Source organism: Ruegeria sp. CL6 (genome assembly GCF_056536465.1).
Genome location: NZ_JBQFPR010000003.1, coordinates 195114 through 220459, shown reverse-complemented (window position 1 = coordinate 220459; position 25346 = coordinate 195114). Strand labels below are relative to the sequence as shown.

At 57.2% G+C, this 25346-nt stretch carries 25 protein-coding genes; 9 read left to right on the top strand and 16 right to left on the bottom strand.

Annotated features, from left to right (window positions below):
- The first annotated feature begins 51 nt into the window (after window positions 1-51).
- Together ACR0LH_RS10635 and ACR0LH_RS10630 are read left to right on the top strand one after the other, a co-directional pair.
- Window positions 52-339 (top strand): I78 family peptidase inhibitor, encoded by a 288-nt coding sequence (locus ACR0LH_RS10635; RefSeq protein ID WP_480720915.1) that lies wholly within the window; start codon window positions 52-54, stop codon window positions 337-339.
- A 61-nt stretch (window positions 340-400) separates the two neighbouring features.
- Window positions 401-2053 carry a DUF6504 family protein gene (locus ACR0LH_RS10630; protein ID WP_480720914.1) on the top strand — a complete coding sequence of 551 codons (1653 nt, stop codon included), beginning with the start codon at window positions 401-403 and terminating at the stop codon, window positions 2051-2053.
- A 3-nt stretch (window positions 2054-2056) separates the two neighbouring features.
- Here ACR0LH_RS10630 and ACR0LH_RS10625 read toward each other — a convergent pair whose 3' ends face one another.
- The gene (locus ACR0LH_RS10625) at window positions 2057-2782 is read right to left on the bottom strand and encodes an SDR family NAD(P)-dependent oxidoreductase (RefSeq protein ID WP_480720913.1); all 726 of its coding nucleotides are present in this window, start codon (window positions 2780-2782) and stop codon (window positions 2057-2059) included.
- Window positions 2783-2973: 191 nt separating this feature from the next.
- Here ACR0LH_RS10625 and ACR0LH_RS10620 point away from each other — a divergent pair, with 191 nt between their 5' ends.
- From ACR0LH_RS10620 to ACR0LH_RS10600, 5 genes are read left to right on the top strand one after another with little or no spacing between them, the layout of a single operon-like run.
- The gene (locus tag ACR0LH_RS10620; RefSeq protein ID WP_480720911.1) at window positions 2974-4308 is read left to right on the top strand and encodes an NAD(P)/FAD-dependent oxidoreductase; all 1335 of its coding nucleotides are present in this window, start codon (window positions 2974-2976) and stop codon (window positions 4306-4308) included.
- Window positions 4259-4804 carry a hypothetical protein gene (locus ACR0LH_RS10615; RefSeq protein WP_480720910.1) on the top strand — a complete coding sequence of 182 codons (546 nt, stop codon included), beginning with the start codon at window positions 4259-4261 and terminating at the stop codon, window positions 4802-4804. Before ACR0LH_RS10620 ends, ACR0LH_RS10615 begins: the two co-directional genes overlap by 50 nt.
- A complete protein-coding gene (locus tag ACR0LH_RS10610) occupies window positions 4804-6027 on the top strand; it encodes an MFS transporter (protein ID WP_480720909.1) in 1224 nt (407 codons plus the stop codon). The genes ACR0LH_RS10615 and ACR0LH_RS10610 overlap by 1 nt, the downstream gene beginning before the upstream one ends.
- Entirely contained in the window at window positions 6024-6641 is a 618-nt protein-coding gene (locus tag ACR0LH_RS10605) for a DUF3833 domain-containing protein (RefSeq protein ID WP_480720908.1), read from the top strand. The genes ACR0LH_RS10610 and ACR0LH_RS10605 overlap by 4 nt, the downstream gene beginning before the upstream one ends.
- Window positions 6638-7180: a DUF3833 domain-containing protein gene (locus ACR0LH_RS10600; protein ID WP_480720906.1), complete on the top strand. Its 543-nt coding sequence runs from the start codon at window positions 6638-6640 to the stop codon at window positions 7178-7180. Before ACR0LH_RS10605 ends, ACR0LH_RS10600 begins: the two co-directional genes overlap by 4 nt.
- Before the next feature lie 64 nt (window positions 7181-7244).
- Here ACR0LH_RS10600 and ACR0LH_RS10595 read toward each other — a convergent pair whose 3' ends face one another.
- The 11 genes from ACR0LH_RS10595 to ACR0LH_RS10545 all read right to left on the bottom strand — a co-directional run bounded on the left by ACR0LH_RS10595 (window position 7245) and on the right by ACR0LH_RS10545 (window position 18290).
- Window positions 7245-8288 carry a porin gene (locus tag ACR0LH_RS10595; protein ID WP_480720905.1) on the bottom strand — a complete coding sequence of 348 codons (1044 nt, stop codon included), beginning with the start codon at window positions 8286-8288 and terminating at the stop codon, window positions 7245-7247.
- Window positions 8289-8703: 415 nt separating this feature from the next.
- Window positions 8704-9816 (bottom strand): energy transducer TonB family protein, encoded by a 1113-nt coding sequence (locus ACR0LH_RS10590; protein ID WP_480720904.1) that lies wholly within the window; start codon window positions 9814-9816, stop codon window positions 8704-8706.
- Window positions 9813-10190 carry an ExbD/TolR family protein gene (locus ACR0LH_RS10585; RefSeq protein ID WP_170387901.1) on the bottom strand — a complete coding sequence of 126 codons (378 nt, stop codon included), beginning with the start codon at window positions 10188-10190 and terminating at the stop codon, window positions 9813-9815. Before ACR0LH_RS10585 ends, ACR0LH_RS10590 begins: the two co-directional genes overlap by 4 nt.
- Window positions 10187-10513, bottom strand: coding sequence for a biopolymer transporter ExbD (locus tag ACR0LH_RS10580; protein ID WP_170551041.1), 327 nt, complete (start codon window positions 10511-10513; stop codon window positions 10187-10189). Before ACR0LH_RS10580 ends, ACR0LH_RS10585 begins: the two co-directional genes overlap by 4 nt.
- A gap of 31 nt (window positions 10514-10544) precedes the next feature.
- A complete protein-coding gene (locus tag ACR0LH_RS10575; RefSeq protein WP_170387905.1) occupies window positions 10545-11210 on the bottom strand; it encodes a MotA/TolQ/ExbB proton channel family protein in 666 nt (221 codons plus the stop codon).
- On the bottom strand, window positions 11207-11638 hold the full coding sequence (locus ACR0LH_RS10570) for a hypothetical protein (RefSeq protein WP_480720901.1): 432 nt from the start codon (window positions 11636-11638) through the stop codon (window positions 11207-11209). The genes ACR0LH_RS10575 and ACR0LH_RS10570 overlap by 4 nt, the downstream gene beginning before the upstream one ends.
- A gap of 229 nt (window positions 11639-11867) precedes the next feature.
- Window positions 11868-14495, bottom strand: coding sequence for a glycoside hydrolase family 9 protein (locus ACR0LH_RS10565; protein ID WP_480720900.1), 2628 nt, complete (start codon window positions 14493-14495; stop codon window positions 11868-11870).
- 41 nt (window positions 14496-14536) lie between these two features.
- The gene (locus tag ACR0LH_RS10560) at window positions 14537-15472 is read right to left on the bottom strand and encodes a glycosyltransferase family 2 protein (RefSeq protein ID WP_480720899.1); all 936 of its coding nucleotides are present in this window, start codon (window positions 15470-15472) and stop codon (window positions 14537-14539) included.
- 2 nt (window positions 15473-15474) lie between these two features.
- Window positions 15475-16440, bottom strand: coding sequence for a glycosyltransferase family 2 protein (locus ACR0LH_RS10555; RefSeq protein ID WP_480720898.1), 966 nt, complete (start codon window positions 16438-16440; stop codon window positions 15475-15477).
- A gap of 85 nt (window positions 16441-16525) precedes the next feature.
- Window positions 16526-17407, bottom strand: a complete 882-nt coding sequence (locus tag ACR0LH_RS10550) for a sulfotransferase family protein (RefSeq protein ID WP_480720896.1) — start codon at window positions 17405-17407, stop codon at window positions 16526-16528.
- A gap of 85 nt (window positions 17408-17492) precedes the next feature.
- Entirely contained in the window at window positions 17493-18290 is a 798-nt protein-coding gene (locus tag ACR0LH_RS10545; RefSeq protein ID WP_170696917.1) for a WecB/TagA/CpsF family glycosyltransferase, read from the bottom strand.
- A 259-nt stretch (window positions 18291-18549) separates the two neighbouring features.
- Between ACR0LH_RS10545 and ACR0LH_RS10540 the strand changes: the two genes are divergently transcribed.
- A complete protein-coding gene (locus ACR0LH_RS10540; protein WP_480720894.1) occupies window positions 18550-20775 on the top strand; it encodes a GumC family protein in 2226 nt (741 codons plus the stop codon).
- A 49-nt stretch (window positions 20776-20824) separates the two neighbouring features.
- On the opposite strand, the gene ACR0LH_RS10535 is transcribed toward ACR0LH_RS10540, so the two are convergent.
- Window positions 20825-21223 (bottom strand): GtrA family protein, encoded by a 399-nt coding sequence (locus tag ACR0LH_RS10535; RefSeq protein ID WP_480720893.1) that lies wholly within the window; start codon window positions 21221-21223, stop codon window positions 20825-20827.
- A gap of 221 nt (window positions 21224-21444) precedes the next feature.
- Between ACR0LH_RS10535 and ACR0LH_RS10530 the strand changes: the two genes are divergently transcribed.
- Window positions 21445-22431 (top strand): glycosyltransferase family 2 protein, encoded by a 987-nt coding sequence (locus tag ACR0LH_RS10530; RefSeq protein WP_480720892.1) that lies wholly within the window; start codon window positions 21445-21447, stop codon window positions 22429-22431.
- A 102-nt stretch (window positions 22432-22533) separates the two neighbouring features.
- On the opposite strand, the gene ACR0LH_RS10525 is transcribed toward ACR0LH_RS10530, so the two are convergent.
- The 3 genes from ACR0LH_RS10525 to ACR0LH_RS10515 all read right to left on the bottom strand — a co-directional run bounded on the left by ACR0LH_RS10525 (window position 22534) and on the right by ACR0LH_RS10515 (window position 25174).
- On the bottom strand, window positions 22534-23841 hold the full coding sequence (locus tag ACR0LH_RS10525) for a polysaccharide biosynthesis/export family protein (RefSeq protein WP_480720891.1): 1308 nt from the start codon (window positions 23839-23841) through the stop codon (window positions 22534-22536).
- Between the two features lie 41 nt (window positions 23842-23882).
- Window positions 23883-24587 (bottom strand): sugar transferase, encoded by a 705-nt coding sequence (locus ACR0LH_RS10520; RefSeq protein ID WP_170696925.1) that lies wholly within the window; start codon window positions 24585-24587, stop codon window positions 23883-23885.
- Between the two features lie 374 nt (window positions 24588-24961).
- Window positions 24962-25174, bottom strand: coding sequence for a hypothetical protein (locus tag ACR0LH_RS10515; RefSeq protein ID WP_170483397.1), 213 nt, complete (start codon window positions 25172-25174; stop codon window positions 24962-24964).
- Window positions 25175-25346: the final 172 nt, after the last annotated feature.

Genomic DNA, 25346 nt, shown 5'->3' with positions numbered 1-25346 from the left:
GGCTAATTGTTTGATATTGCAGTAACGACGTTGTCAGTAGGAGAAACGCCAATGCATCGATTTTTTCCCGCGCTGGTCCTGTTGGCAGCCTGTGCTGAGACACCCGCGACCGAAGATGCCGCGACCCAGCCCGAAGCCGCGCCCGTTGATCTGGCCTTTTGTCAGGGCGAGGCATTTGCCGATTCCGTCGGCCAACCGGTCTCGACCATTCAGGCGCAGTTGCCGGAACGGTCACGTGTTCTTGGCCCCGATGATATCGCCACGCAGGATTACCGCATTGACCGTTTGAACGTGTACATAAATGGCACAGGGATCGTTCAACGCCTGACCTGCGGGTAGGCGTGGACTCGGGGCGTGATTCTCGGATAAGAACAAAATGGGAACATTTTGATGTCTGCCGATGCCCAAACGCCGAATACTCTCACTCTGGTTCCCCCGCCTGGGGGCTGAACGGCTGGTCCGCGCTGCGCGGGGGCTGCAGGATGGGCCTTTGGCTGTGGTGGCTGAACAGTCGAACATGCAGGTTGTCACCTCGCTGAATGATCAGGCGCAGGCCGCCGGGTTGCGCGTGGGCCAACCGGTGCGTGATGCCCATGCCATGTGCGCCGCCCTGATCACCCGCCCCCGAAACGCCCCGGCCGAGGCTGCCTTTCTGACCGCGCTGCGCCGTTGGGTGGGCAAGTTCAGCCCGTGGGTGGCCGAGGAAACACCGGATGGGCTGATCGTTGACCTGTCAGGCTGCGCGCATCTGTTCGGCGGGGAAGAGGCGTTGCTGAACGTGATCGAAACCGACTGCGCCGATATGGGTCTAAGCGTACAGATGGGCATCGCCGACACGCTGGGTGCGGCCTGGGCGCTGGCGCGATACGCGGGGCAAGAGGCCACATCCGACCGCAATGGCGACGCCATCAGCCAAGAGGCCCGCGCCACCCGCGCCCGCGCCACCAAGCGGCGGCACTGGACCAAGGGCGGGGCCGCACCGCAGGTGATGGCATTGGGCGGGGGCGCACGCATTGCGGCACCGGGGCAATCTTATGGCGCGCTCAGCCCTCTGCCCATCGCGGCGCTGCGGCTTGAAGATCAGGTGGTGGCACAGCTGAACCGCCTAGGCCTGCGTCGGATCGGAGATTTGCTGGGCCAACCACGCGCGTCATTGGCGCGGCGGTTCGGGCGGGGGTTGGTGTTGCGGCTGGATCAGGCGATGGGCAGCGCGCCCGAGCCGGTCTCACCCGCCCGCCCGCCACATCACTTTGCGGTGCGGATGACCCTGCCCAACCCGATTGGCCTGACCGAAGATGTGATGGCCGCGATCGACCGGGTTCTGCCGACGCTCTGCACCAAGCTGGAGGAGAAAGCGCGCGGGGTACGAACATTGCGGCTTGAGGCGCATCGCGCGGATCAGGCAGCCGAGGTTATCGAGGTCGGTCTGGCGCGTCCGACTTATGACAAACACCGCATTCGCCCTTTGTTAGAGATGAAGATTGACAAGATCGACGCGGGCTATGGCATCGACATGTTGCGGCTTGAGGCGGTGCAGACCGAACCGATCCACACCCGCACCATGACGGGCCATGCCGAGGCACGCCGCGCCGTGCGCGAGCGGCTGGACGGCAACACCGCTGTCGAGGACCTGATCGGCAAACTGGGCGCGCGGGTCGGGCTGGAGGCGATCACGCGGCGACACCCTGCGGCCTCACACATCCCCGAGAAGACCGCGCAGATACTGGCCGCCGCATGGTCGGAACCGGCGCGCGACTGGCCTGCGCCGCCACGCCCGCGCCCCTTGCAGATGTGGCAGCCCGAACCGGTGATGGCCCCGGACACTCCGGACGTGCCCAGCGCCTTTCGTTGGCGTGGGCGCGACTGGCAGTTGGCGCAGGCGACCGGCCCGGAACGGATCGCACCCGAATGGTGGCTGGACGATCCCAACTGGCGCAGCGGCGTGCGCGATTACTGGGTGGTGGTGACCGAACAAGGGGAACGGCTCTGGCTGTTCTACGGACATGGCGGCACCATGTCAGCGGGTTGGTTTTGCCACGGTCAATTTTGTTAGAGTCTATTTTCCGCGATAAACAAGAATATCCGGCAGATAGTCGATCAACCGGATCACCCAGGAAAACGGAGCCGGGAAATCGGTGCGGAACCGACGCCGCGACATTGCCTTGACCACGCGCGCGGCCGCATCCTCGGGCGTCATCAGCATCGGCATCTTGAAACTGTTCTTCTCGGTCAGGCGGGTTTTGATGAAACCCGGGTTGACGATGCGCACCGTGACGCCGGTTCCAGCCAGATCGTGTCGCATGGTTTCCGCCAAGGAAATCAAGGCCGCCTTGCTTGCCCCATACCCGATAGCGGCCGGCAGGCCATGATACCCCGCCAGGGACCCGATCAGGGTGATCTCACCGCGACCGGCTTGAACAAGTCCCGGAACTGTTTCCCCCAACACGCGAACGGCACCCAGATAGTTGACATCGCTCATGGCCAAGGCCGCTTCGGTGTTCCAGTCAGCACTGCGCATCGGATCATAGGCGCCCGCATTATAGACCAGCCCATCGACAGGCCCGGCCTTGGCAACTGCGCCACGGACAGAGTCTAAATCGGTTACATCCATCGGAATGGACCGGGCATTGGGAAGCGCTGCGCAGATTTCGTCCAAACGGTCCGCATTGCGCGCAGACAGGATCAGATGCGCCCCCTGACAGCCAAGCGCGTCGGCCAGAGCACGCCCCAAGCCTTCGCTTGCGCCGATAATCCAATAGGTTTTTCCATCAAAGCTGCTCATGCGCCGACCGTTTCGTTCCGTGTGATGCTTTTACGGCCACGCCAAGGCAATGGATCACGCGCCGGGGCCGGAAATGGGCCTCAACGCCTAAAGATTTTGCAGTGCTCATCACTGAATTTCTCATAACCCGATTGATCCACCCCGGCCCAGTCTGCGTATCTTATTGTAAAATGTCACATAACGAGGCTTGAATGTTCGATGAATCCCGGGGCGTCCGGAAAAAAATCGCAGTAATTGGCGCAGGAATCTCAGGTCTCTCCGCAGCTTACTACCTTTCAGAAAACAACGACGTGACCGTCTTTGAGGCCGAGCCCAGACTGGGCGGCCACGCCAGAACGGTGATGGCGGGAAAGAATGGCGATCAGCCGGTGGATACCGGTTTCATCGTTTTCAACTATGTGACCTACCCCTATCTGACCAAACTGTTCGATGAGCTGAATGTTCCCGTCATCAAGTCGGAAATGAGTTTTGGCGCGACAATCGACAATGGCCGCATCGAGTATGGCCTGAACAATCTGCGCACGTTGACGGCTCAGAAACGCAATCTGGCGCGTCCGGCCTATTACAAGATGATCGCGGACATCCTGCGGTTCGGCAAAGAGGCCCCCATCGCCGCGCAGGACGATGACACCACTATTGGTGAGCTGGTCGACCAACTGCGTCTGGGTCACTGGTTCCGCCATAATTACCTGATGCCGATGTGCGGTGCGATCTGGTCGACCCCGGTCGAGTTCGTGGATCAATTCCCGGCGCGGTCTCTGGTGCAGTTTTTCCGCAACCACGCGCTTTTGGCCAGCGGACGCGCCAAACAGCACCAGTGGTACACGGTCAAAGGCGGCAGTATCGAATATGTCCGCCGCATAGACGCGGCATTGCGCGGGCGCGGCTGCGACATCCGCCTGGCCGCACCCGTCGATCACGTGCAGCGCGACGATACCGGTGTTACTGTTCACAGCCAGGGCCAGATCGACCAGTTTGACGAGATCATTCTGGCCACCCATTCCGATCAATCGCTGGCCATCCTTGACGACAGCGCGACACCCGCCGAAAGGGACGCTTTGGGCGCAATCCGGTATCAGCCGAACACCGCGATTCTGCATTGCGACCCGGGCCAGATGCCCCGGCGACGCGCGTGCTGGTCCAGCTGGACCTATCGCTCGCAGGCTGGAAACGTAGGCGTAACCTATTGGATGAACCGCCTTCAGAACATTCCCGACAGCGACCTACTGTTCGTGTCGCTGAACGCGGGTTCAGAAATTCCTGCGGATAAAATCTATGACCAGGTCGAGTTCGCTCATCCGGTGTTCGACAAAGCAGCCCTGAAAGCCCAAGGGCAAATCCGCGAGATGCAGGGACAGAACCGAACCTGGTTTGCCGGTGCTTACAACCGGCACGGTTTTCACGAAGACGGGATCGCCAGTGCGATGCATGTCGTCGGGCTTTTGAACGGCGCCCCGCAAACCCTCGGAGCTGAAAATGGCATTCTCGCAAAAGATTCGGCCATCCCTGTCTCAGCGGATCTGTGATACGTCACGCGCTGTACTGGTCTGCCTTGTCGTGCTGATACCGGGCGGGCTGGCGGCCTCGCCGATCTCGCAAACCCTATCCAGCCCGCAGCAGATCGGCAGCGCGACCTTCCGGTTTCTGGGCATACCAGTTTACGACGCCCAGCTTTTCACCCCGAACGGCGCGGCGTTCAGTTGGGACGCCGATTTTGGCCTGAAGCTGACATATCGGAAGACGCTAAAGCAAAAGGCTCTGGTCGAGTCCACGTTGGAGGAGATGGCGCGGCAGGGAAACCCCGCGCCGTCGCAAAGCGCGCTTCAACAGTGTTATAAGGCGGTCGGCAAGGGCGATAACTATATCGCCATATCCGAAGGCCCCAACAAGGTCGGGTTCTGGCGCAACGGCCAAAAAACCTGCACCCTGTCCTATCCCGGCGCAAAACGCGCCTTCATGTCCATTTTCCTTGGCGCAGACACACGAAGCGCCAGCTTTACCCGCCAGTTGAAGGGTCAGTGATGCTTTACCCGCGCGTCAGTCTCTATGCGCTGATGCTCGCTGCGGCGGGTATTCCGCTGTACATTCACCTGCCGCGTTTTGCTGCCGTCAATCTGGGCATTGGGCTGGGGGTCATCGGAACCGTGCTTTTGGTGATCCGTCTGGTGGACCTGATACAGGATCCTCTGATCGGCTGGGCCATAGATCGCTGGCCGCGGGCGCAGGCGCTGTTTGCGACACTGGCCGCACTTGGCCTCGCTGTTGGGTTTCCATTGCTGTTTTCCCTGCCCGATGGGGCAAAACTGTCTGTGTTAGTGTCTGTTTTGATACTTCTCTTTTCCGCCTACAGCCTCGGGACCATCCTTCTATACGGCCGCAGCGCAACGCTGGCGAAACGCGCGGATGCCAAAGACCTGATGACCCTTGCGGCCTATCGCGAAGGCGGGCAACTGGCCGGAGTCGTTCTTGCCGCAAGCGCACCCGCCCTGTTTGTGGCCTTTGGCGCAAATGCGCAGGGCTACCCTGCTTTCGGTCTGTTTCTGGGTGTTCTGGCAATCGTCACGCTGGTTGTGACCTTTCCCATCTGGCAGCGCACCCCGATCACCGGTCAGGGATTGTCGCTTACCGGGCTAGGACAGTCCGGAGCACTGCGTCTGCTGGCGCTGGCACTGATCAACAGCTTGCCCGTTGCGATAACCTCGACTTTGTTTCTGTTTTTTGTGGAAGACCGTCTGCAACTGCCCGGCAAGGCCGGTCCACTGCTGATCCTGTTTTTCCTCAGCGCCGGGGCAAGCGTTCCGCTTTGGGCACGTCTCAGCAATCGAATTGGCCCGAAACAGACTCTGATGATCGCGATGCCACTGGCGATTGCGGGGTTTATCGGCGCGGCCTCGTTATCCGCCGGAAACCTGACAGGATTTGCCCTGATCTGCCTTGCCTCAGGCGCGGCGTTGGGCGCGGACATGGTCGTGCTGCCCGCAATGTTTTCGGTCGCCCTAACCCGTGCTGGTCTGAACGCGTCCGCTGCGTTTGGCATTTGGTCTTTCGCTGGCAAGCTGGGCCTTGCGCTCGCGGCCTTCTTCACTCTGCCGTTGCTGGAACGCAGCGGCTTCACACCAGGACAAACCAATTCGGCGGCGGCGCTGCAGACGCTCAACCTCGCCTATGCCGTTCTGCCCTGCATCCTGAAACTCGGCGCGTTCGGAATGGTCCTGACGCTGCCAACTGAGGTATCAGCCAAATGACTCTCGTTGCCGCCCTTCTACTCGCCATCCTCGCCTTTCTCATCGCCAGAGGCCGCTTTCTGAGCTTTCGCGCGCAGTCGCCTGCGGACTATGCCGGGACTGGACCCACGTTCAAAATGAAAGAGGCTCTCAACGGGGAAATCCTGTCCGAAGGGTTGATCTATGGGCCCAACGGCAAGATGTCGAACAGCTTTGTCGCCCGCATGGTCGGGGAATGGGACGGAAACACTGGAACGCTGTCCGAATACTTCACCTACTCCAATGGCAAGGAAATGGCCCGCAAATGGTATCTGACACTGGGCACCGGGAACACCTTTACCGCAACAGCGGATGATATCGTGGGCGAGGGGAAAGGCACGATTTCGGGCGCGACCGTCAAACTGACCTATCGCATCATGCTGCCAGAAGACGCCGGAGGACATACGCTGGATGTAACGGACTGGATGTACCTGACCGAAAACGGGGTGATCATGAACAGATCCGAGATGCGAAAATTCGGCATCAAGGTCGCTGAACTGGTCGCAACGATGCGCCCCGCACCCGAGGCAAAGGCCGCCCATCTGAACGGCGCGAATGGGTATGACAGCGCGTCAGAAGCGAGGGCGGTTCAATGACCCGGCGGCGCTTTCTGATCTCGGCGATTGCGATTGTCGGAGTGACCGTTCTAGCATCCTGCTCGGCCAAACCCCGCGTGCCCAAAACCTTCTTGTCTGATCGCCAGTTGAACCTTGAGGAGTTTTTTGAAGGCAAGACCCTTGCATATGGCCAGTTTCAGGACGTTCTGGGCAACGTCCCCCGCCGGTTCACTGTCGATATCCAAGGCACATGGGACGGTGAAACCCTGACGCTGGTTGAGGATTTCGTCTATGACGATGGGGCCACGGAACAGCGAATCTGGACGCTGACCAAAACGGGTGAAGACACCTGGACCGGCACCGCACCCGGCGTTCTTGGAACCGCCAGCGGAGTAGAGCGTGGAGACACGTTCAACTGGAAATACAAGATCGACCTGCCCGTCAAGGACGGCACGATGCGGGTCAATTTCGATGACTGGATGTGGCTGCTGTCGGACGATCGCCTGCTGAACCGCGCCTATGTCTCTCGGTACGGCGTCCGACTGGGCGAGGTCATTCTCTTTTTTGAAAAGAAGTAGAAGGTTGAAACAAGAAAGGGCGGGTCCGAAGACCCGCCCTTGAACCTTGATGGTTCAGGTCAACTTAGAAGTTGAACTGAGCACCGAAGTCTGCACGGATACGGCCATCGTCGTCGCCGTCTTTGATTTCGCCGACTGCGCCGCGCAGCGATGCACCGCCGCCCAGGTCGTAGATGGCGCCAACACCGATGTTGCGGGTGTCGTCGTCAGCCGAACCGTCGCCGTAAACCAGCTGCAGGGTGGTCGCTGCGCCCAGGTCGTAAGCAACCGAGAAGCCGTATGCGGTGCCGTTTTCTGCGTCGTCGATGACGTCATCGTCTGCAACGAACAGGGTGCCGTAGAAGTCGCCCAGTTCAGCGCCCAGCGTGAAGACGGTCAGGCTTTGGTCTTCGCCGTCAACCAGATCGGTCTGACCGTAAGCCAGCGATGCGGTGATGTTGTTGAAGACGTAGCTTGCGAAGATGTCCCAGCGGTCTGCGTCTTGCGGTTGACCCGCCAGAGCCAGGGTGCGCTGGTCATACGAAGCACCGAACGACAGGTCGCCAACTGCGTACTGGAAGAATACGCCGTTTGCGCCCGAACCGGTCGAGCTGTACTCGAGGAACGAGTAGTTAACGCCCGAGTACTGACCCAGGAACTGTTCCAGGCCCGGCTCGGTACCGAAGTAGTCACCCAGGTTGTCGAACGAACCCGAGACGTTGCCGGCGTCAACACGCAGGCCGCTGTAGATGACCGAGAAACGTGCGCCGTTCAGACCGGCTTCGTTCTGCTCACCATTGCCCGCGTCGTCGTCAGCTTGCAGACGAACACGACCCTGGAATTCAACGCCGCTGTCGGTTTCGACGTTTGCGTCGATGTTCAGACGGAAACGCGAGACCAGGATGGTGCTGTCGGTGTCGACTTCTGTGGCTACTGCGTCAGGGTCAGCTACACCGCCGGCTCCGCGGACGATGTCGCCGCTTGCGGTGGTGGTGAAGTTCGCAACTGTACCAGTGCGATCTTCTTCATAGCCAAGACCGAAACGGCCGTAACCGCTGAACCGGATTTCCGCTGCAGCAACGCTTGCGGTTGCAAGCAGCGCAGTCGATGCAAAGAGAACTTTTTTCATGGTTAATCCATAAGTTTTTTGAGAGGAGTATAGCCGCGCTAGAGCGGCTGCCCGCGTATTCGTTCAAATTCGCCATGCGCACAATGGACGCGCACAAATTCTTTCCCTCGGCGTCGGATTCCGTTGCAACCTTGCACATACCCATAGTCCACACCGCGGAAACCTAAGCGCATGTTTATATAGGGTTTTTCCTGCATCCACGCGATTGTTACAAAAAGTTGACTAAAAAAATATGATACCCCCTCTTTAAATCACTTTGGGACTACCAGTGTTACGCCAAATCGGAGTTTGTGATCACAAGCGTATAAGGCGAAGAACATCGTTAAAAACAAGATTCGTAGCGTCGTGCAGCCAGAGCGACGGTTCGACTGTCGCAGCGGGTAAGACGCGTTACGACGCAAGAGTCAGAGCATAGTCAGTTACTCGTATAGAAAAACGACAACTTGCGGCTCGCACCACCTGGCGGAGGTGGAAATGGAGACGCCGCGCGCACCTGAGCCTTGGCCGCCCGGTCAACCTCGGGCGATCCTGAACTGTCCACCACGTCGACCCAGGCCAAGGTGCCATCTGGATTAATCTCGAAAAAGACCTGCGCAAATCCACGAGCTGACACGAACACGACCGGTGCCCTGTTGAGATGCACCAGAACCCGCCCCGCATAGTTGGTGGTGTTCGAGTTTCCAGGGCCGCGGCCACCTGAACGTGTTCCGGTATTTCCCGAAGTGAAAGCGTCAATCCCCCTCCGCTGATAGGTCGTCAAAGGTGACTCGATCTCTTGCGACGGGAACCGAAGGTTGCTGAAGTCCCGCGCCGCGTTCGGAACCCCTTGCCTTTGTGTGGCAGCGCTGCGTTCGGGGCGCTGTGGTCGTATCGAAGATGTCACGGCCAGCTCCGAGGCTTCGTCTGCCGTTTCCGGGCTTGATGCAACTGGCACGTCCGGTTCTTCGGTCTCGGCTTCTAGCGGAACAGCCGGAACAGGAGCCACTTCTGGCGCTGGTAAAGCCGCGAGTTGCTGCGAGGGTTCGACCGGCTGGGTTTCATCCGGACCGGCTGCGGAGTCAGGCTCACCTTGTGGCGTTTCAACCACCTCCTGCGGCGCAACCGGCGGTGTTTCGTCGATGTCCTCGCTGGCGGTCTTGTCACCATCGGACGTGCTCTCGGTTTCGGCAACGTCAGGCTCGACCGGTTCGGTCGCCACGGGGTTCACCACCTCTGCAGAGCCCAGATCAGGCGAGGGTGTAACTTGCGGGTCCTCCGACGCCACGAGCGCTTCGCTGACGGGGACTTCCGGCGGGTCCGGGGGTTCTTCGGCCACCGGCTCGGGGGCTTCATTCGGTTCTGGTTCAACCGGCTCAATGCTGTCTTGGGCCAGCTCCTTGAACGAATTCCCCAGCTCGACCTTGTCGTCCGGACTTTCACCTGCCGGTTGCTCGGCCAGTCTTGGCGCGGTCAATGTCAAACCCGTCACGTGCAGAAGCAGAGACACAAGTATGGCAACAGCCGCTATGACGACCGATCGCCGGATCATTCCAGCGCCTTTTCAGTAACGACATACACGGACGTTGCACCCAGCCTGCGCAAATCCCCCGTCACCTCGACCAGACGCGGACCAGAGGCCGCCCGGTCGGGCACAATGCGCACCGCGCCGGGTTCGCGACCGTCCATATAGCTTTGAAGGTCGATGTCCTTGCCGCGAAAGGTGATCCGACCGTCCCTGTGAAGAACAAGGGCGTCCGGCGGCTCTCGCCCCTGAAGGTCCGATGTGTCCACGAGATTCAGGTCGGGATCAAGCGGCGACGCCACGGTTCCCGCGATCAGAAAGAAGATCAGCATCAGAAATATGACGTTGATCATGGCAATGGTAGAGTCGCGCTTGCGGCGAGGGCGTTTGAAACGGATCATTCCAGCACCAGAACACTAAGCCCATCGCGTCCGCGCAGCCGGACCAGCAGGTCAACCAATCGCTGCGCCGTTGTGTCAGGGTCAAGGCTGACAAGGACTTGGCCTGTTTCCACCTGATCGCCCAGCTCATTCAATGTTATCGGCGCGCCGTTCAAGTCCAGCCGTTCGGCACCGAGCTGCACGAAATGCCGTTCGGCCTGTGCCTCGGAAGCGGCTCCGCCGCCTGTCGCATTGCTCAGCTCGATCTCGCCATATTTGGAGAATGTCGAGGATAGCATGAAAAACAACAGCAGCAGAAAGATCACGTCGATGAGCGGAGTCATCGACAATGGCCTGCGGACAAAGGGTGCCCGGTTACGCATGTTCAGCCGCGGCTAGCGCGGCTTTGGTCTCGGCCGGGTTGGACATACCCTGACCCGGCACCAGCACCGTGCGCAACGCCTTGTCCGCGAAAACCCGTTCCCGGGCCGTGCGGCTTTCAAACCATGAAAGAACCATCGACGTGGGCATCGCAACCGCAAGTCCGACCGCCGTTGTCACCAGCGCGACCCAGATGCCCCCGGCCAGCAAGGATGGATCAACCGATGACCCCGCAGACTGAAGGCTCTGGAAGGCTTCGATCATCCCAAGCACCGTTCCGAAAAGCCCCAGCAGGGGCGCAAGCTGCGCCACCGTGTCCAGCAGTCGGAACCCGCGCTCAAGCCCGGCAAGGGCAAGCCCCGCCTCTGCATCCAGTCGTTGATCAAGACCGGGCGTGGCAGGTGCGTCCATAGCGGCCCCGACCAAGGGGGCAAGGTAGCTGCGGCTTTCGGCCAATCGCGCCCGAGCACCCTGCGTGTCGCCGTTGTCCCATGCAGCCAGCGCCTCAGACAGAACACGGTGGCGACCGACACCCGAAGCCGCAAACTGCCATAGTTTGTAAAGGGTAACCGCAAGCGTCACCACGGACATTGCGATGAGAATTCCAACGACCGGCCCGCCAAGAGCCAGTATATCACGTAGGGCGATCAGCGGGCTCATCCAAGCAACTCCACATCTGTCCGGCTATTCAACTTTAGCGCATCATCGCAAAGCTGACTGTCTGTCCCGGCAACAACACAGGTGTTTGCCCCATTGATCAACGCTTGGCCCAGCCCATCACAGGTCAGACCCGGCAAATCAAACTGGCGCACACGGGGCCGGTCAACCGGCAGGTCACGGAAATTGAACAGCGACAAGCGGACCACACTGCCGGACGCATCGAAAATCACCGTTTCAAAACTGACCGAGTCGATTGCCTCTCCGGTCTTGTTGTCGACCAGAAAGGTAAGCCGGCAGGCACCCTCGACATCCTGAACGGTATTCAGCTCCATCAAAAGGCCGGACTGCGCCGCCCCTTCGGATTGCGCCTGCGCTATCATCGGAAAAGAAACGGTTATCGCGGCAAGAACCACACGGCGAAACGTCATTTACGCGCTCCCAGTTGTGCAACACAGGCATGGACGACCGGCGCGCATCGCCGACGCTTTAACCGTCATATCCAAGACGAACAGAGCGCGAAAGGGCAACCGACGCCATTGTGATTAAAGGCACAAGACAGATGTTTCACAAACCACAGCGCAGGGACCGTGCGCAGGGGTCCAAGGCTGGATGGAGTAGCACGAATGAAACCGGTCTAGCGTCACACTTGCCCAAGATTTACTGAGACGGCTCTGGGGCTTGATAATTGACCATTGCGCAGGCAATCAGCCATTCCATCACGTTGGCCTTGATGTCATGCTCTGACGCCTTTGCGATCGTTCGGCTTTCAAATATCTGAGCGTATATCGGCCAGGCCAGTTGGTCAGCCGGATAGATCGACCCTTCTGTCTTGTGGCGCTCCCATTCATACAATGTGCCGCCTGTCACTCCAAAGCTGATTAGGCCAGGAATAGGCGGTTTTCCCCTTCCGTCGAGATACAGCGGGTCGGCATAATCCCTATGCCCCAACCCCTGAACGAAACTCACATTGGAAGGATTGCAGCCTAGTCCGAACCACATGCCTTCGATCACGGCGTCCCGCATTTCAGCCGGAATCTCACCATTGGCTGCGTAGTACAGCGCGTAGTGCGCAGCCCTCCAGTTAGAGCCCGGCCCGAAACGAAGCCATCCAAGGCCCCACGGGTATGTGGCCGTACTGTGCAGCCCATAATCACGACCCATGCGTTCCGAGTTCTTGATGCGATTTACTGTCCACCATTTGATCGCATTGACGATATCGGGCTTGGTGGGCCTGCCTTCCTTGGCGGCCTGCAGATATTCGAAATAGGAAAACTGAAGGACTTCCCGTTTTATATACTCAATCGGCTCGTCCGACATCGGGGCAAAGGGATTGTAGTCCTCAAATACCTTCTGGGCGGCCGCGTCTCCGCTGGCGCGAAAGACACCTGCCGCAGCAGCGACGCGCGCCCGTGAAACGACGCTGACCCATCTTTCGCGCTCTGGGTCGGGCTCTTGTTGCGCGGTCGTATCCTGAGTCTCTGACGCCTCCTGCACAGGTTTGGAAAGCGCGCCGTAGGGATCCTTGGACAGAAATTCCTGTTCTGCCCAATTCCATGCGCGCAGAGATTCCTGTATGAGCTCATCGCCAAGCGCGTTGTCGCCGCACACCTGCTTGATCACAAGCCCAAGCTTTGCCGCACTGCGTGCAAACAGATATCCAGCCCAATCTTCCGGCCCGTAGCAGTAGGTAATCTGAACGGGGTTCCACGAAACAGAGCCGAAAATCCCAGATTTTGAGTACTCAACACCGCCGCTGACTCCGCCGTCTTCGCGCTGTGTTCTGCGCCAAAGCGAAATACCCCAAAGCGCCTCGTGAATGAGATCAGGCAGGACCGTTTCTCCGTCACCCCGATCCGTGTCATTCTTACGCGCCTTGACGCTGTCGTCGGCAAAGGACCTACCGCTTTCGGGGATGTTCAGATCCAGAGAACGCGCATACTCGAACGTCTCGATGATATGAGCCATGTGATAGATGACTTCCGTATGCTGAATACGGCGATCCCAGTCTCCGGCGTCGTGCCAGCCGCCCCAGGCGTTGGGATTAAGGTGCTCGGACCAAGCTGCTGTTGACCCCTGCGCACCGCTGTTCCCGTGTGGTTGTTCACGCAGCGCCTTGTCTGAACTGGCCTCGCCGTACCCGTCGGTCTTATTTCCAATCAGCACATCCGTCTGCCACACCAATAAACCGTCTTCGGGGTGGCCGTTGCGAGGGCGCGTTCTGCCTTCTCCGTATGGTTCGGCAATTTCACAGCCTGACCGCTGATGAAAATACCATCGTGCCACCAGCCTAAGCGCCTCGGCATACGGAGTGGCCGAAATCTTGAAAGGGAATGAGACTCCCAGCTCATTCACTTGCAAACGGTATTCGCCTTCACCATCCAGATCCGAAAAGTCAGCCTCGTAAATATCACAACCGTTGAAGTTGTCTTCGCCCCGATGCGGCTCGGTCGCTGGCTTTGCCAATTCAAGCGTTCCCGTGCGCACAACCGTGCCATCTTGCTCGTTTATGACGCTCCACCCGGTTTGGTTTGAAAGGATTGCATCGGTATTGCCGCTGTTGCCATCCTTGTCATGCCCCCACCACTCTCCGACATATCCCTTTTTGGGTCCGGTCAGCGGGTATCCGGCGTGGCAGACATGTACGGCTTCGCTGAAGGCCGTTTTCGACTTTTGGCTTTCGATTTTTGAAACGGATGGGCCTTCCACCGAGATGGTAGCGCCGTCCGGCACCGGTCGGTCCAGAATAAATGTCAGGATGTGCCGCTTGGTGCTGTCCCAACGGCCCACATCCAGAGCCACAGTGCGAATTGGAACGGATTTGCGATAGACCACCAGGACATTGGCTGCTGCGCCGTCGACAAGAACCGTCCATTTCGAGGGCTGGTCCGCCAATGATCGCTTCTGGTGCGGTTCGGGTCCGGTGCGAAAGCCAGACAGTCTGCTGCCCTGCACCTCGGTCGGCCAGGCCATGAACAACTGGGGCTGCGTCACGTTCGCGTCGCCCGAGAAATACCCCTTCTGCCCATTGAGCCGGCCGACAGAGCCGAACGAGTCGTAAGGATCAGGAGCCCATTCCCGCGTATCACCCGGTTTCACCTCGACACTCTGCGGGTGATCAAAAAGCGTGTCTACCAAGGTGACCTGGACGATGTCACCCCCAACAAAGCTGATCGCGGGTTCAACCGAAATACCCGGATTCAGGACTGAGGCCAACGCACTGGCGAAGGGCGCGGCAAGTGCCAGCGCGGTGCCCTGAAGCAAAATGGCACGTCTAGAAAACGTCATCTGCCGCATCCTCCTCTCGGCTCAAACTCTGTGACCCTAACTTATTTTCCTGTTCGCTCCAAACTCTGCAAAAAGCGCCAGATCAAACGGGGGCGCAAAAGGCTGTCAGGGTACAGAACGGCCCCGCACGCGCCTTCAAAAAGGGCGGTCGACTTGCGCCCGTATTGATATTGATTGCGGACACCCGACCAGAACACGTCGATCTGTCTGGCACGCAAAAGGGACCCGAGTCGCGGCCCAAACCTTTCCTTCATTGACGGGTTCACTGCCACTTTCTCGATACACGGCGCTCGATGTGCAAAGACCGGGCCGCGCGCGCGGAAATTCGCGCCGCTGGCAACTTGCCGATAGTTCAACAGCGCCGGTCCCGGAACTACGGTGAAAACACCCAGAAGGGCGACGCGGCACCAGAACTCCCAATCTTCGCCATTGACAAGGGCTTCATCAAACCCGCCGCTTTGCCGCGCGATGTCCGTCCTAAGAGCCAACGCTCCTCCGTTGACCACAAAGTTCTTTCTCAGCAACGCGGCCAGTTGATCCTGCGCGGGAACAAGCTGACGGTTATCCGCCCCCCGCATGGGTTGCCCATTCACGTCTATCCTCTGCACACCTGCCACCGCCCCGACCGCGTCGGTTGTCGTCAGTGACGAATGGAATTCGTCCAGCGCCCGCTGATGCAACAGATCGTCGGCGTCCAAGAAAAGCACGAAACGACCTTTGGCAAGCTCTAGCCCCATGTTCCGAGCCGCACTGACGCCTTTGGCCGGACCTGCCACCGCATGAAACCTGCTATCCTGGCTCGCAAAATTGTCAGCGATCTGGCGCGTCCCATCCGTTGACCCATCGTCGATGCAGATGACCTCGAATGCGTCAAAGGTCTGGTCGCGCACGCTCTGCAGCGTTTCTTCGAGAAATCGTTCCATGTTGCGCGCGGGAACAATGACCGAGAATACTGGGTCCGAGGATGCCCGAGCCACTCTCATCCCTCCTCTACCCGATCGACCTTGACGGCCGTGCTGCTGTATTCAGCGAAGTTGAAATGCAACAGACCTGCGACCATGCCAGCCCCCCTCAGAATTTCGAGCCAACCCCGATACCATCTGGCCCGAGAACCGAAGCCAAGGCAGAGACACATGATCCCGCCCCACCCAAGGGCCGCAACACTTTTCGCGGCGCGCAGCGCAACGCCCTGCCGCCTGATCAACGCAATTCGGCTTAGCGTATTACCCATGCGGAACCACCTTCGACCCAGCCAACGCAAGGTCGTCCGGTTTTCGGGCACGTCATCCCAGACCAGCGCACCCGCAGCCGCCCTGATTGTTCCGCCACCGGCGCGCAGTCTCGTAAAAAATTCCTCGTCTTCACCACCGGTAATGTTGAAACGCGGGTCGAACCTGAATCCCCGCTCACGAATGACAGAGGCATCAACCATCGAATTGTTTGTTGCCGCAGACACCAGCCTAGCCCCCTGATCATAGGGACCCATGCGAAACAGATTCAACGCCTCGATCCAATCCGGTGGCTTTTGCCGGTATCGCGGTTCAACCGGGCCTTGGACGGCCACGGTGTCTGGCAACCCCATCGTATCCAGCATCTGAATCAGCCAGCCCTCAGACGCTTGTTCGTCATCGTCGAGAAAGGCGATGAAGTCCGCATCCATCGGGGCTTCGCTTAACGTTCTGTTTCGCGCTGATACAATTCCACGCTCGTATTCAAAGACATAAACAACCGGCCAACGGCTGAGCTGCTGAATATCACCCAGCATGCCGCTTGCGGGCGTTTCTGGGGCGTTGTCGGCGATCACAAGTGTCACCTGAACATTGCGACCCTGCATGTCCTGCCCGTTCAGGCTTTCAATGAGGGATTGCAAACCCTGCGGCCGCAGAAAAGTGGCGACACAAATGGCGACATGCGGCGCAGCGTTGTCCCAACGGCCAGAGGTCATCGCTGCCGCACCTCGCTGATCTCGCGGCTGGGGCCATTGGGGCCGACGCTGTCAGAGTTTTGAGCCGCCAATGATCCCTGCATCACTATCCCTTTTGCTCGGCACTGGCCGGCCGCGTGTCGCTCCAAGTGGACCAGGGCAGGCTTTGGCGGCCGGTCAGTTCCGCCACATACTCCATGTCGGGCCTGAACTGGTTCGCAAGCATCTCACGTGTCTCTGAGGTTGGCGGCGGGACCATGATCTTCAGATGCTGCTTGTTCATCGACAGCACCTGCTTCAACCCCGGAAGGGCTTTGAGTTTTTTCACCCCACCTTCCATGCCCAGAGATCGCATAACATCGCCTCCGAAACGCAACGACTTTTGAAGAGTCTGGTTCTTGTAGGTGACGTTTTCGTGAAACCTTTCTGAAATCGCATCCGAGCCGGATCCGGGCGAAATACCAAGATGCTTGCAAATTTGGTCATACGACTCGTCTGGATTTGCGGCGACTTCTTCCGAGAACAAAACCAGCAACGCATCCCGATCAAAGTAGGTCAGCCAGTTCTTCAGGTTTGCCTTGTACTGACTTTGCTGCACATAGGCGGGGTTGCGCGCCAAACCTGCTTCAACCGACGTTGACGGCGCAATGTGGCCCTTGCGAATTTCATGCAGGTGATTGGAAAAAACCCGCCCGATCGGATCCCGGAGGATGCAGATCAGCTTGAGGTCCTTGTTATAGTCGCGGGCGCGGCGGGGCGCGTCAGAGCTGAAGAAATAGGTGGGCGAGCACTCTCCGCATAAATTGCCAGCAGGGGAATTCGCGAAACAGCTTTCATACCACGTGTAGCCGCGATCATAGTTCGCCGTGAAGAAGTTCAGTTCCTTGGCTTCGTTCGTCGTTACGGACTCGTGCTCTGAAAGAACATGGTGCAGCCAAGTCGTTGCTGCCTTCTGCGCACCAATTCCTATGAAGTCCACCTTCGCCACACAAAATCCCCTATGAACAAATCAACCTACAAACACCGCTGGCAAACGACGGGATATTCTGCTTGGCCAGCCCTTGCGCACCTCATCACCGCTGGGTGCGTTTGAACACATCTTTCTTCAGGACAATGCCCAGCGCGCGTGGGAACCTGTTAAAATGCCTCTTGCGAATATGCCCGGGACCGGTCGCGGTGCGATGCAGCCATTCTAACCCAATTTTCTGCATCCACACAGGCGCGCGCGCGTAATCTCCGACGACATAGTGAAAACAGCCGCCGCAGGTCACAACCCAGGCACAATGCGTCAATCGGGGCGCGATACGGGTGGAAAAAAGCTGTTCCTTCGGTTTGCCCAGCCCAACCCAGAGGATGTCAGCCTTGCTTGCATTGATGTCATCAATGACCGATTCGACTTCGGATTCATCAAAGTAACCGTTTCGCCGTCCCGCGATTTTCAGACCGGGATGAAGTTCGGTCAGCTTTTCGGCACAGGCGCGATTGATCTCTTCGGTGCTGCCCAGAAGATAAAATCCCACGTCATTCTCGGCAGCCGCGGCCGCAGCGGAATGGATGAAGTCGGTCGTTGCCGTGCGCTCTGGTATTGCGTGCGACCCACGATTTAACTTGGAGGCCCAGACCACGATCTGTCCGTCGGCGTGAACGATGTCGGCCGAATCTATGACCTCGGCGAATTGCGCATCTTCGTCATAAAGCGATATGCCGTATGCGTTGGCATCGAACACCGTCAACGCCCGCTGGTTGCGGCCACTTCTGCGCCCTTCGACATCGTCCAGCATGGCAGAGGTCAGCTCAGCGTCGCTGACCAGCGCGACCGGCATTCCTGCCACAATTGTATGCGACAAACGCTTGTCGATAATCTGATTCATCTCACAACCAACTCGTCAAAATAACAAATACGCGCACAGGTTATCAGTATTGCCGATTCTCGCGAATACCTTCTCACCGCATTGCCAAGTTTATCGGTGCACATGGGACCAAACCGGCAATTGGGCCTAATATCCTATCTTTTAGTCGCTAAACGTGGTTTTCTAGGCCCATTGTTGACGCCAAATGTTGTTTTCACTGTTGATGTAGGGCCACTCGCCGTATGTTTGGACCTATCCATACCGCACGTTGTTATTAGTTATGACTGATCAGTATCGCAGAGGATTGGACGTGGAACTCTCGGGGGTGGGCCTAGCTGCGGCAGGTGACCCAGAGCTTAGAACGCTGTCCAACATAGCATGGGCCATCAGACGTTCGCTGCCTTGGGTCGTGGCACTTGGGTTTATCGGCGCGGTCATAGCTTATGTTCTGACTTACACCTTGGACACCAAATATACGTCCAGTGCGAAAGTCATGATGGAGACGCGCGTTCAGACCGAAACGCAGTTCACTCCGCATGTTTCAGGCCTGCCGCTGTCGCTGACTTCATTGGAAAGTGAATTGGAACTGCTGCGTTCTACGGATCTGATCGAAAGCGTTGTCGACCGGATGCAGCTACAATCGGACCCGGAATTTTCCGGAGAAGGCACAGGCGTCAACCTGTCTCCGATCACGTTGGCGCGCCAGATCAAGGATAGTTTGGTCAGCGCCTTGAGCGGAGGCGAACAGACTGAAACCGAGCTGGGCTCTGAAGAAGAACTGCTCCGCGAAACGACAATCGAGAACCTGTCGCAAGCCACCCGCATCGAACAGGTGGGTGAAATTTCGGCGGTTTACCAGATCCGCGTTACGTCCAAGTCACCACAAAAGGCCGCCGACATCGCCAATAACCTGGCGGGTGAATACCTGTCGAACCTGACCGCGATGAAACGCAATGATCTCGGCCAATCTCAAAGTTGGCTAACCACCCGGATCGGGCAATTGCGCGAAGATCTGAACAAGTTGAGTTCCGACCTCGAAACCCACTCTATCGAAACGCCTTATTCCCCGGATGAATACGCGACCATCAAGGCGCAGCGGATTAAATCCGAAAGGCGAGCGGCGCTTGCTGAAAAGGAACTGGCCCGGATTCGGGAACAGGCGAATACAATCCAAACCCTTCGGGCGCAGGGCAAGTCGCAGGACGCGATTGAGTTTGCGACCCAGATCGGGATGTTGCCGCCGGACATCAGCGAAGCGGCCGGCTCGGAAGAGGCGCTGCAGCGCCTGAGCGCGGCGCAGGACATCGCCGAAAAGCGGGTAGAGCAGTTGGAGAACCAGCTGAACGATCTGACGCGAAGCATTGAAGTTTTCAAAGAGCAACAGGCCGAACAGGTCCAGCACGATTCTGTCACCAAACGGATTGAAAACGAAATTCTGGTTACAGAAGCGATTTATCGTGACTTTGTATCCCAGCTTGGACGCCGGGCGGAACAAGGCGATTATCTGGACGCCGGGGCGCATCTTATCGAGCGGGCGCGCGTATCTGTCGATCCGTCAGAGCCAAAGCGGTCGCAGACATCCATCGCCGTTATGTTCGCGATTATTTTCCTTGGTCTGGTCTGGACCGTACTCCGCGAAATCTTTCAGAAGCGGCTTAGAACCACGCACGAATTTGAAAGTGCAACCGGGGTAAAGCTGTCGGCCATCCTTCCTGAAATCAAACATGTCCCGCAGTTTGAAGCCTTCTTCACCAGCGAAGGCAGGCTGGACCCAGAATTCATGCGCTACGGAAAGAAACTGCTGGCCAGCAGCGATGTCGGGCTGCGGTCGTTGCGGCAACAGAATGAACCTTCATTTTCGCAGGCTGTCGAGTTTTTTTCAAAGAGCCTGGATGGTAAGCCCAACCAGAACTTGCCGAACAATGGATGTGTGATCTTCTCCGGGGCATCCGCATTGCCGGACGAAGGTAAAACGTCTTCTCTGTTGCTGATCGGGTCTGTCTGCGCCAAGACCAAATTCAGGACCTTGATCATTGATTGCGATACCGTCTCGTCTGCGTACCAGGACTTGTCGCAGCTTTCAGTTGACGAGCTTAAATACTGCACGTCGAACCCTGCGTCTTTCATGGATCACATCGTTGCAACCCCCCAGGACGGGCTTGATATCCTGCCGCTTGCGGGCAGTCAGGATACGGGTACGCAGGTCGCTCTGGTGGAAGAATTCCTGCGGTCTCCGGGATTCATCAATCTCTTGATTGCCTTGTCGGATGTGTACGAAGTCATCCTTCTGGATACTCCGCCCCTTTTGGCAGCCGTGGAATCTGCGTATCTGTCCCAGCTTTCTCAGCGTGTCATTCTGTTCACCCGGTGGAACAAAACGCACAGAAATGCCGTCTACCAGGCAATTCGAGAGCTGGACAACGCTGACGTGCGACCATCAGCTTTGGTGGCGACGCGGGTCGATATGAAGCAAGCCAAACGGTATGGCGACCCAAATCTTGGTTAACGAAATGCGGTTTGCTTGATCGGTTAGCCCCGAACGCCAAGGCGCGCTTTTATTTTGCGGCTTTTTTTGCCCCCAAGATACGGCGCGAAAATAGAAAGTTGATGATCATCCCGGCAAGGGTCGACGGCACCAAGGCCAGAACCGGATAGGCACCAGCTATTTCGTTAAGCCGGATCAACACGACAAATACCGCGTAATTGACCGCAAGACCGAAACTCATGGCCAGAACGTAGCTTGCGAACTCTTTCAAAGTGGGGCGGCTTGCCGTTGTGAACGTGTATGTCCGGTTCAGGTACCAAGTTGTCGTTACCGCTCCTAAGAACGAAAAGATACGCCCTATCTCGGGCGGCAGGTTCAACAGTTCGGTTGTAATCAACAACAACCCAGCGTCCACGAGGAAAGCGACCCCGCCGACAATCATGAATTTCAAGAACTCTGAGGAAGGCATTTTCCGAATTCCGCCCCCGCAACTGATGTTAGCTTCCGCACGTGATCCCGTTTCGCATGTGCCCCACAAAGCAAAGCTGGAGGATCGCAGCAAATTGGTCTCATCAAGGGTTAGAGCTTTGACCCTTATGTCAATTTTTCTTTTGGCATATGTGATTATCTGGTATCCCAAAACATATTCTGTCAATCCATGAATTTTCGATTTTTTGGAGGAAGGATACTGTGTTTAAAGAGGAAGTGACGTCAAATCTGCAGGGAGGCATCCCGGATCATGTTGCTTCTGATGACGCGTATCGGATTGCAGTCATTCTGCCCTGCTACAACGAAGAAGCCGCAATCGAACTCACCGTTTCCGAGTTCAAGACCGCGCTGCCGAATGCAGACGTCTACGTGTTCGACAATAACTCGTCAGATGCCACAATCAAAGTCGCGCAAAAGGCAGGCGCGACCGTCCGCTCCGAACTCAACCGGGGCAAGGGCAATGTGGTCCGGCGCATGTTTGCGGATGTCGAGGCCGACGTTTACGTCATGGCGGACGGCGACGCCACATATGACGCCAGCAATGTCGGTGACCTGATCGCGCTTTTGCGAAACAACAATCTGGATATGGTGAATGGCGCGCGAAAACACTCGGACGACGCCGCGTACCGCCCCGGTCACAAGTTCGGAAACCGTTTGCTGACGTTTATGGTCAAGCTGTTTTTCGGCAGGAATCTGGACGATATGTTGTCGGGGTATCGGGTTTTCAGCCGACGGTTTGTCAAAAGCTTTCCCAGTATGTCCAGCGGTTTTGAAATCGAAACGGAACTGACTGTCCACGCCCTTCAGATGCGGCTTCCGATTGATGAGGTTCAGGTCAAGTATCGGGCGCGGCCCGAAAACTCGGTCTCGAAACTGTCCACCTATGGGGACGGGCTGAGAATCCTGAAAATGATTGGGTTTCTTGTGAAAGAAGAAAAACCAATGCTGTTCTTCTGCTCGTTGGCAGGGCTGGTTTTCATACCCTCCGGCCTGGTGTTTCTTTCGGTGTTCCTGGAGTTTCTTGAAACCGCGGAAGTCGACCGCTTTCCGTCGCTATTCGCGGCCCTGACAGGTTTCCTGGTTTCGTTTATGTGCGTTGCCTGCGCTCTTATCTTGGACACAGTATCGCGCGGCAGGCGAGAGGCGCGCCGCCTGAGTTACCTTCAACTAAGCGCGCCCAAGCCCTAGATGTTCGGCGGCGGGTCTTCCCACACCCAAAACCGCGCTCGTCACCACAGCCCATACTTTGCCTGTCATCAGACAGGGTTCCACAGAATGATCAGGTTGGGTTTACTCGGTTAACGGAGCCTCGGGCGCCATTTCCTCCACCGAAATTTCCAAGCTGTCGCCGGGAAGTAACCGGGTCAGCTTGTCCGCCGGAAATAACTTCAGTTCCCCGTCAACAAGGCGGTAAATCTCGACCGTGTAGTCGATGTCCGTGATCAGGCTGTCTACACCGATCTCGCTGGATGCTCCGGCCAGATATTTGGCGATCGTGTCCATTTGCAAACTGGCATCTCGAATGGCCAGGTTCGCGACCCGCCGTTCTTGCAAAAGCCGCAGCGACCGTTCCTGTTCGTATTGCTCGCGATCACGCCTCAACCTGGTCAGAACCAGACTGGTTGTTGCAAGGTCTTCTTCCACGTCCAGCAGCCGCGTTGCGGACAGAACGGTCGTGCGGCGTGTATCCGCGATACGAGACCCCGGAGCCAACCCACGGTCAACAAGGCTTATCACCCTTGCCTCTTCTTCCTCATCGGCGGCGAGTGCCTTGGCCAGCTCGAATTTCTGTTTCTGCAGAATCGAAATCCGCTGCCCAGCCTGTTGTTGAGCTTCTTCAAAGAAGTGCCGCTCACCGGTTTCGTTGGCAAGGTTTATGGTGCGAATCTTGACTTGTTCGGTAATCAAGTCCTCCAGGACTTTCTCTGACACTGACACGTGATCAATAAGCGGCTGTGGATGCGACATGTCATCCAAGAGTTCCGAGGTGGTGCGCCACTTCTGAACCAGGGCTTCCGCATGATCCAGCGCAGCCTGACCATAGGCCGTCTGCCACCGCATCAACTGGATGGGATCAATGCTGACATCATCCGTCAAAAGCTGGCTTCTGACACCACCTGCCAGTGCAACGGCTTCGCGCGCGGTGACGCCGGGACGGTAATCTACCTGACCAGTACGCGCGACGTCGCCACCGATGATGATTGGCCTATACCCGTTTCGGGAAATCTCGACTTCATCACCATCCAACTGAATGATGAAAATCTGCCCGTCACCGTTGTATTGCTTTACAATCTTCCCTGCAGCGTCCAGTCGGACACGCTGCTCCAACTCTTCCAGGGATATACCTTGCGCTTTGAACTGCCCCAGCCATTGCAGGTTCACAAAACCATCCACGTCTATCAGCGATTCAAAAGACAGGGCAGACAAGCCAGTAAAAGTCACCTGAACCGTGTCACCGGGCTCAAGATCAAAATCCGCCAGAGCGGCCCCAGCGTTAAACAGGAATAAACCAAATACCGCGCCACGACCCAGAAACCGAAATTGATCTCCAACCCAGTCTGACGCTTTTCCTAACAAATCACTCTGTACCAATTTCATAACGGTCACCACGTTTCCTACTGGCAACACTTCCCGCACATTCAGTATCCGGTTGCGTTGCAGACCGCCCCTACGGTGCGGAACAGTATTTTCAGATCAAACCAGAACCCGATTTTCCGGGCATAGTCGCTGTCAAAAACTGCGCGATGCGAAAACTCTACATCGTTGCGGTCCGACACCTGCCACAGACCGGTGATGCCCGGCTTCATCAGGCCATATTCCCGGCCCGGATAAAGAACTTGCTGTTCGGGCAACATTGGCCGTGGACCAACAAGGCTCATGTCGCCGACAAGCACATTCCAAAGTTGCGGCAGCTCGTCCAAAGAGGTCATCCGAATGAAACGACCGAATTTTGTGACGCGCGGATCATGCTCAAGCTTTTGATGCTTGTGCCATTCTGCCGCAGCCGCCGGACACTCTTTGAGATGCTTTTCCAACATAAGATCCGCATTCGGCACCATCGAACGGAACTTGAGAAAATCAAATTCCTTCCCGCCGATTCCAATGCGTCTTTGACGATAGATGGCAGGACCGCCATCCAGTTTAACAAATATCGCGATGCCCAGAATAAGCGGCAAAACGAATGGAGCGCCGACAAGGATGAGAAAAATATCCAGCAGACGTTTGCCTTTGACGGCGTAGAAACTTTTTAAATTGTAGAACTCGACAACTTCAGAAATAGAGCCTTGATTTGGTTTGCAAATTTCAGAATCTTCTATCCGAATAGAACTCCGAACATGGTTCATAATAACCCCCAGGACAACACAACAACTACACGGCGCGCGCATTCAAAAGACACAACGCAAAACGCCTCGCTGCGCGCTTGGCCCTTAAGCTAGGCTGCCGCGGCAACGTATTAATATTATTTGCTCGATATTGGGGTCTACGCACCAAGTGCGAATTCCCACCCACGTATTCCCCGACTCAGCTATAACGCTTTCCGGGATATTTGCCCCGCGATATGATCGCACTTATACCTAAAGGAAACAACTTATTTGTTGGGGATTTGCGCTTGTCTTGGGCATTTGCCCATTTACCGGGCAGCCGTCAAACCGGCCTAAAACACGAGGTCGATCCAACGCCCCGTTTCTGGCTTTCTAACTGAGTTTCGCCTGTTCTCTCACTGCCCGATTTTCGAGGGCAGTTTTCTGAACACTTTCAAGCGCATCTTGCGGCTGAACGCGAATTGCAGCACAGCAACCAAAAGCGGTGTCAGGCATCCGATGATGAGACTGCCAAACACAAGTGTCCCGGTGCTTGCGCCGGAAAGATAAAACGCGACGAAGCACAACAAAGCGACCAGCGGTCCTGAGAGTAGGTATACTATTACCATCTAGTACGTTGCTCTTTTTCGGTCTTTCTCATTTTCTTCTGCACCTGCCCTTGTTGACCTCATGCTCTCGTGTTTTCGGGCGGCTTGGTTTGATTATAGATCAACCCGCCTGATTGGCCATGAAGTGACACAAAATCTTGAGGTCAGTGACAATCTAACATCATATTCAGCC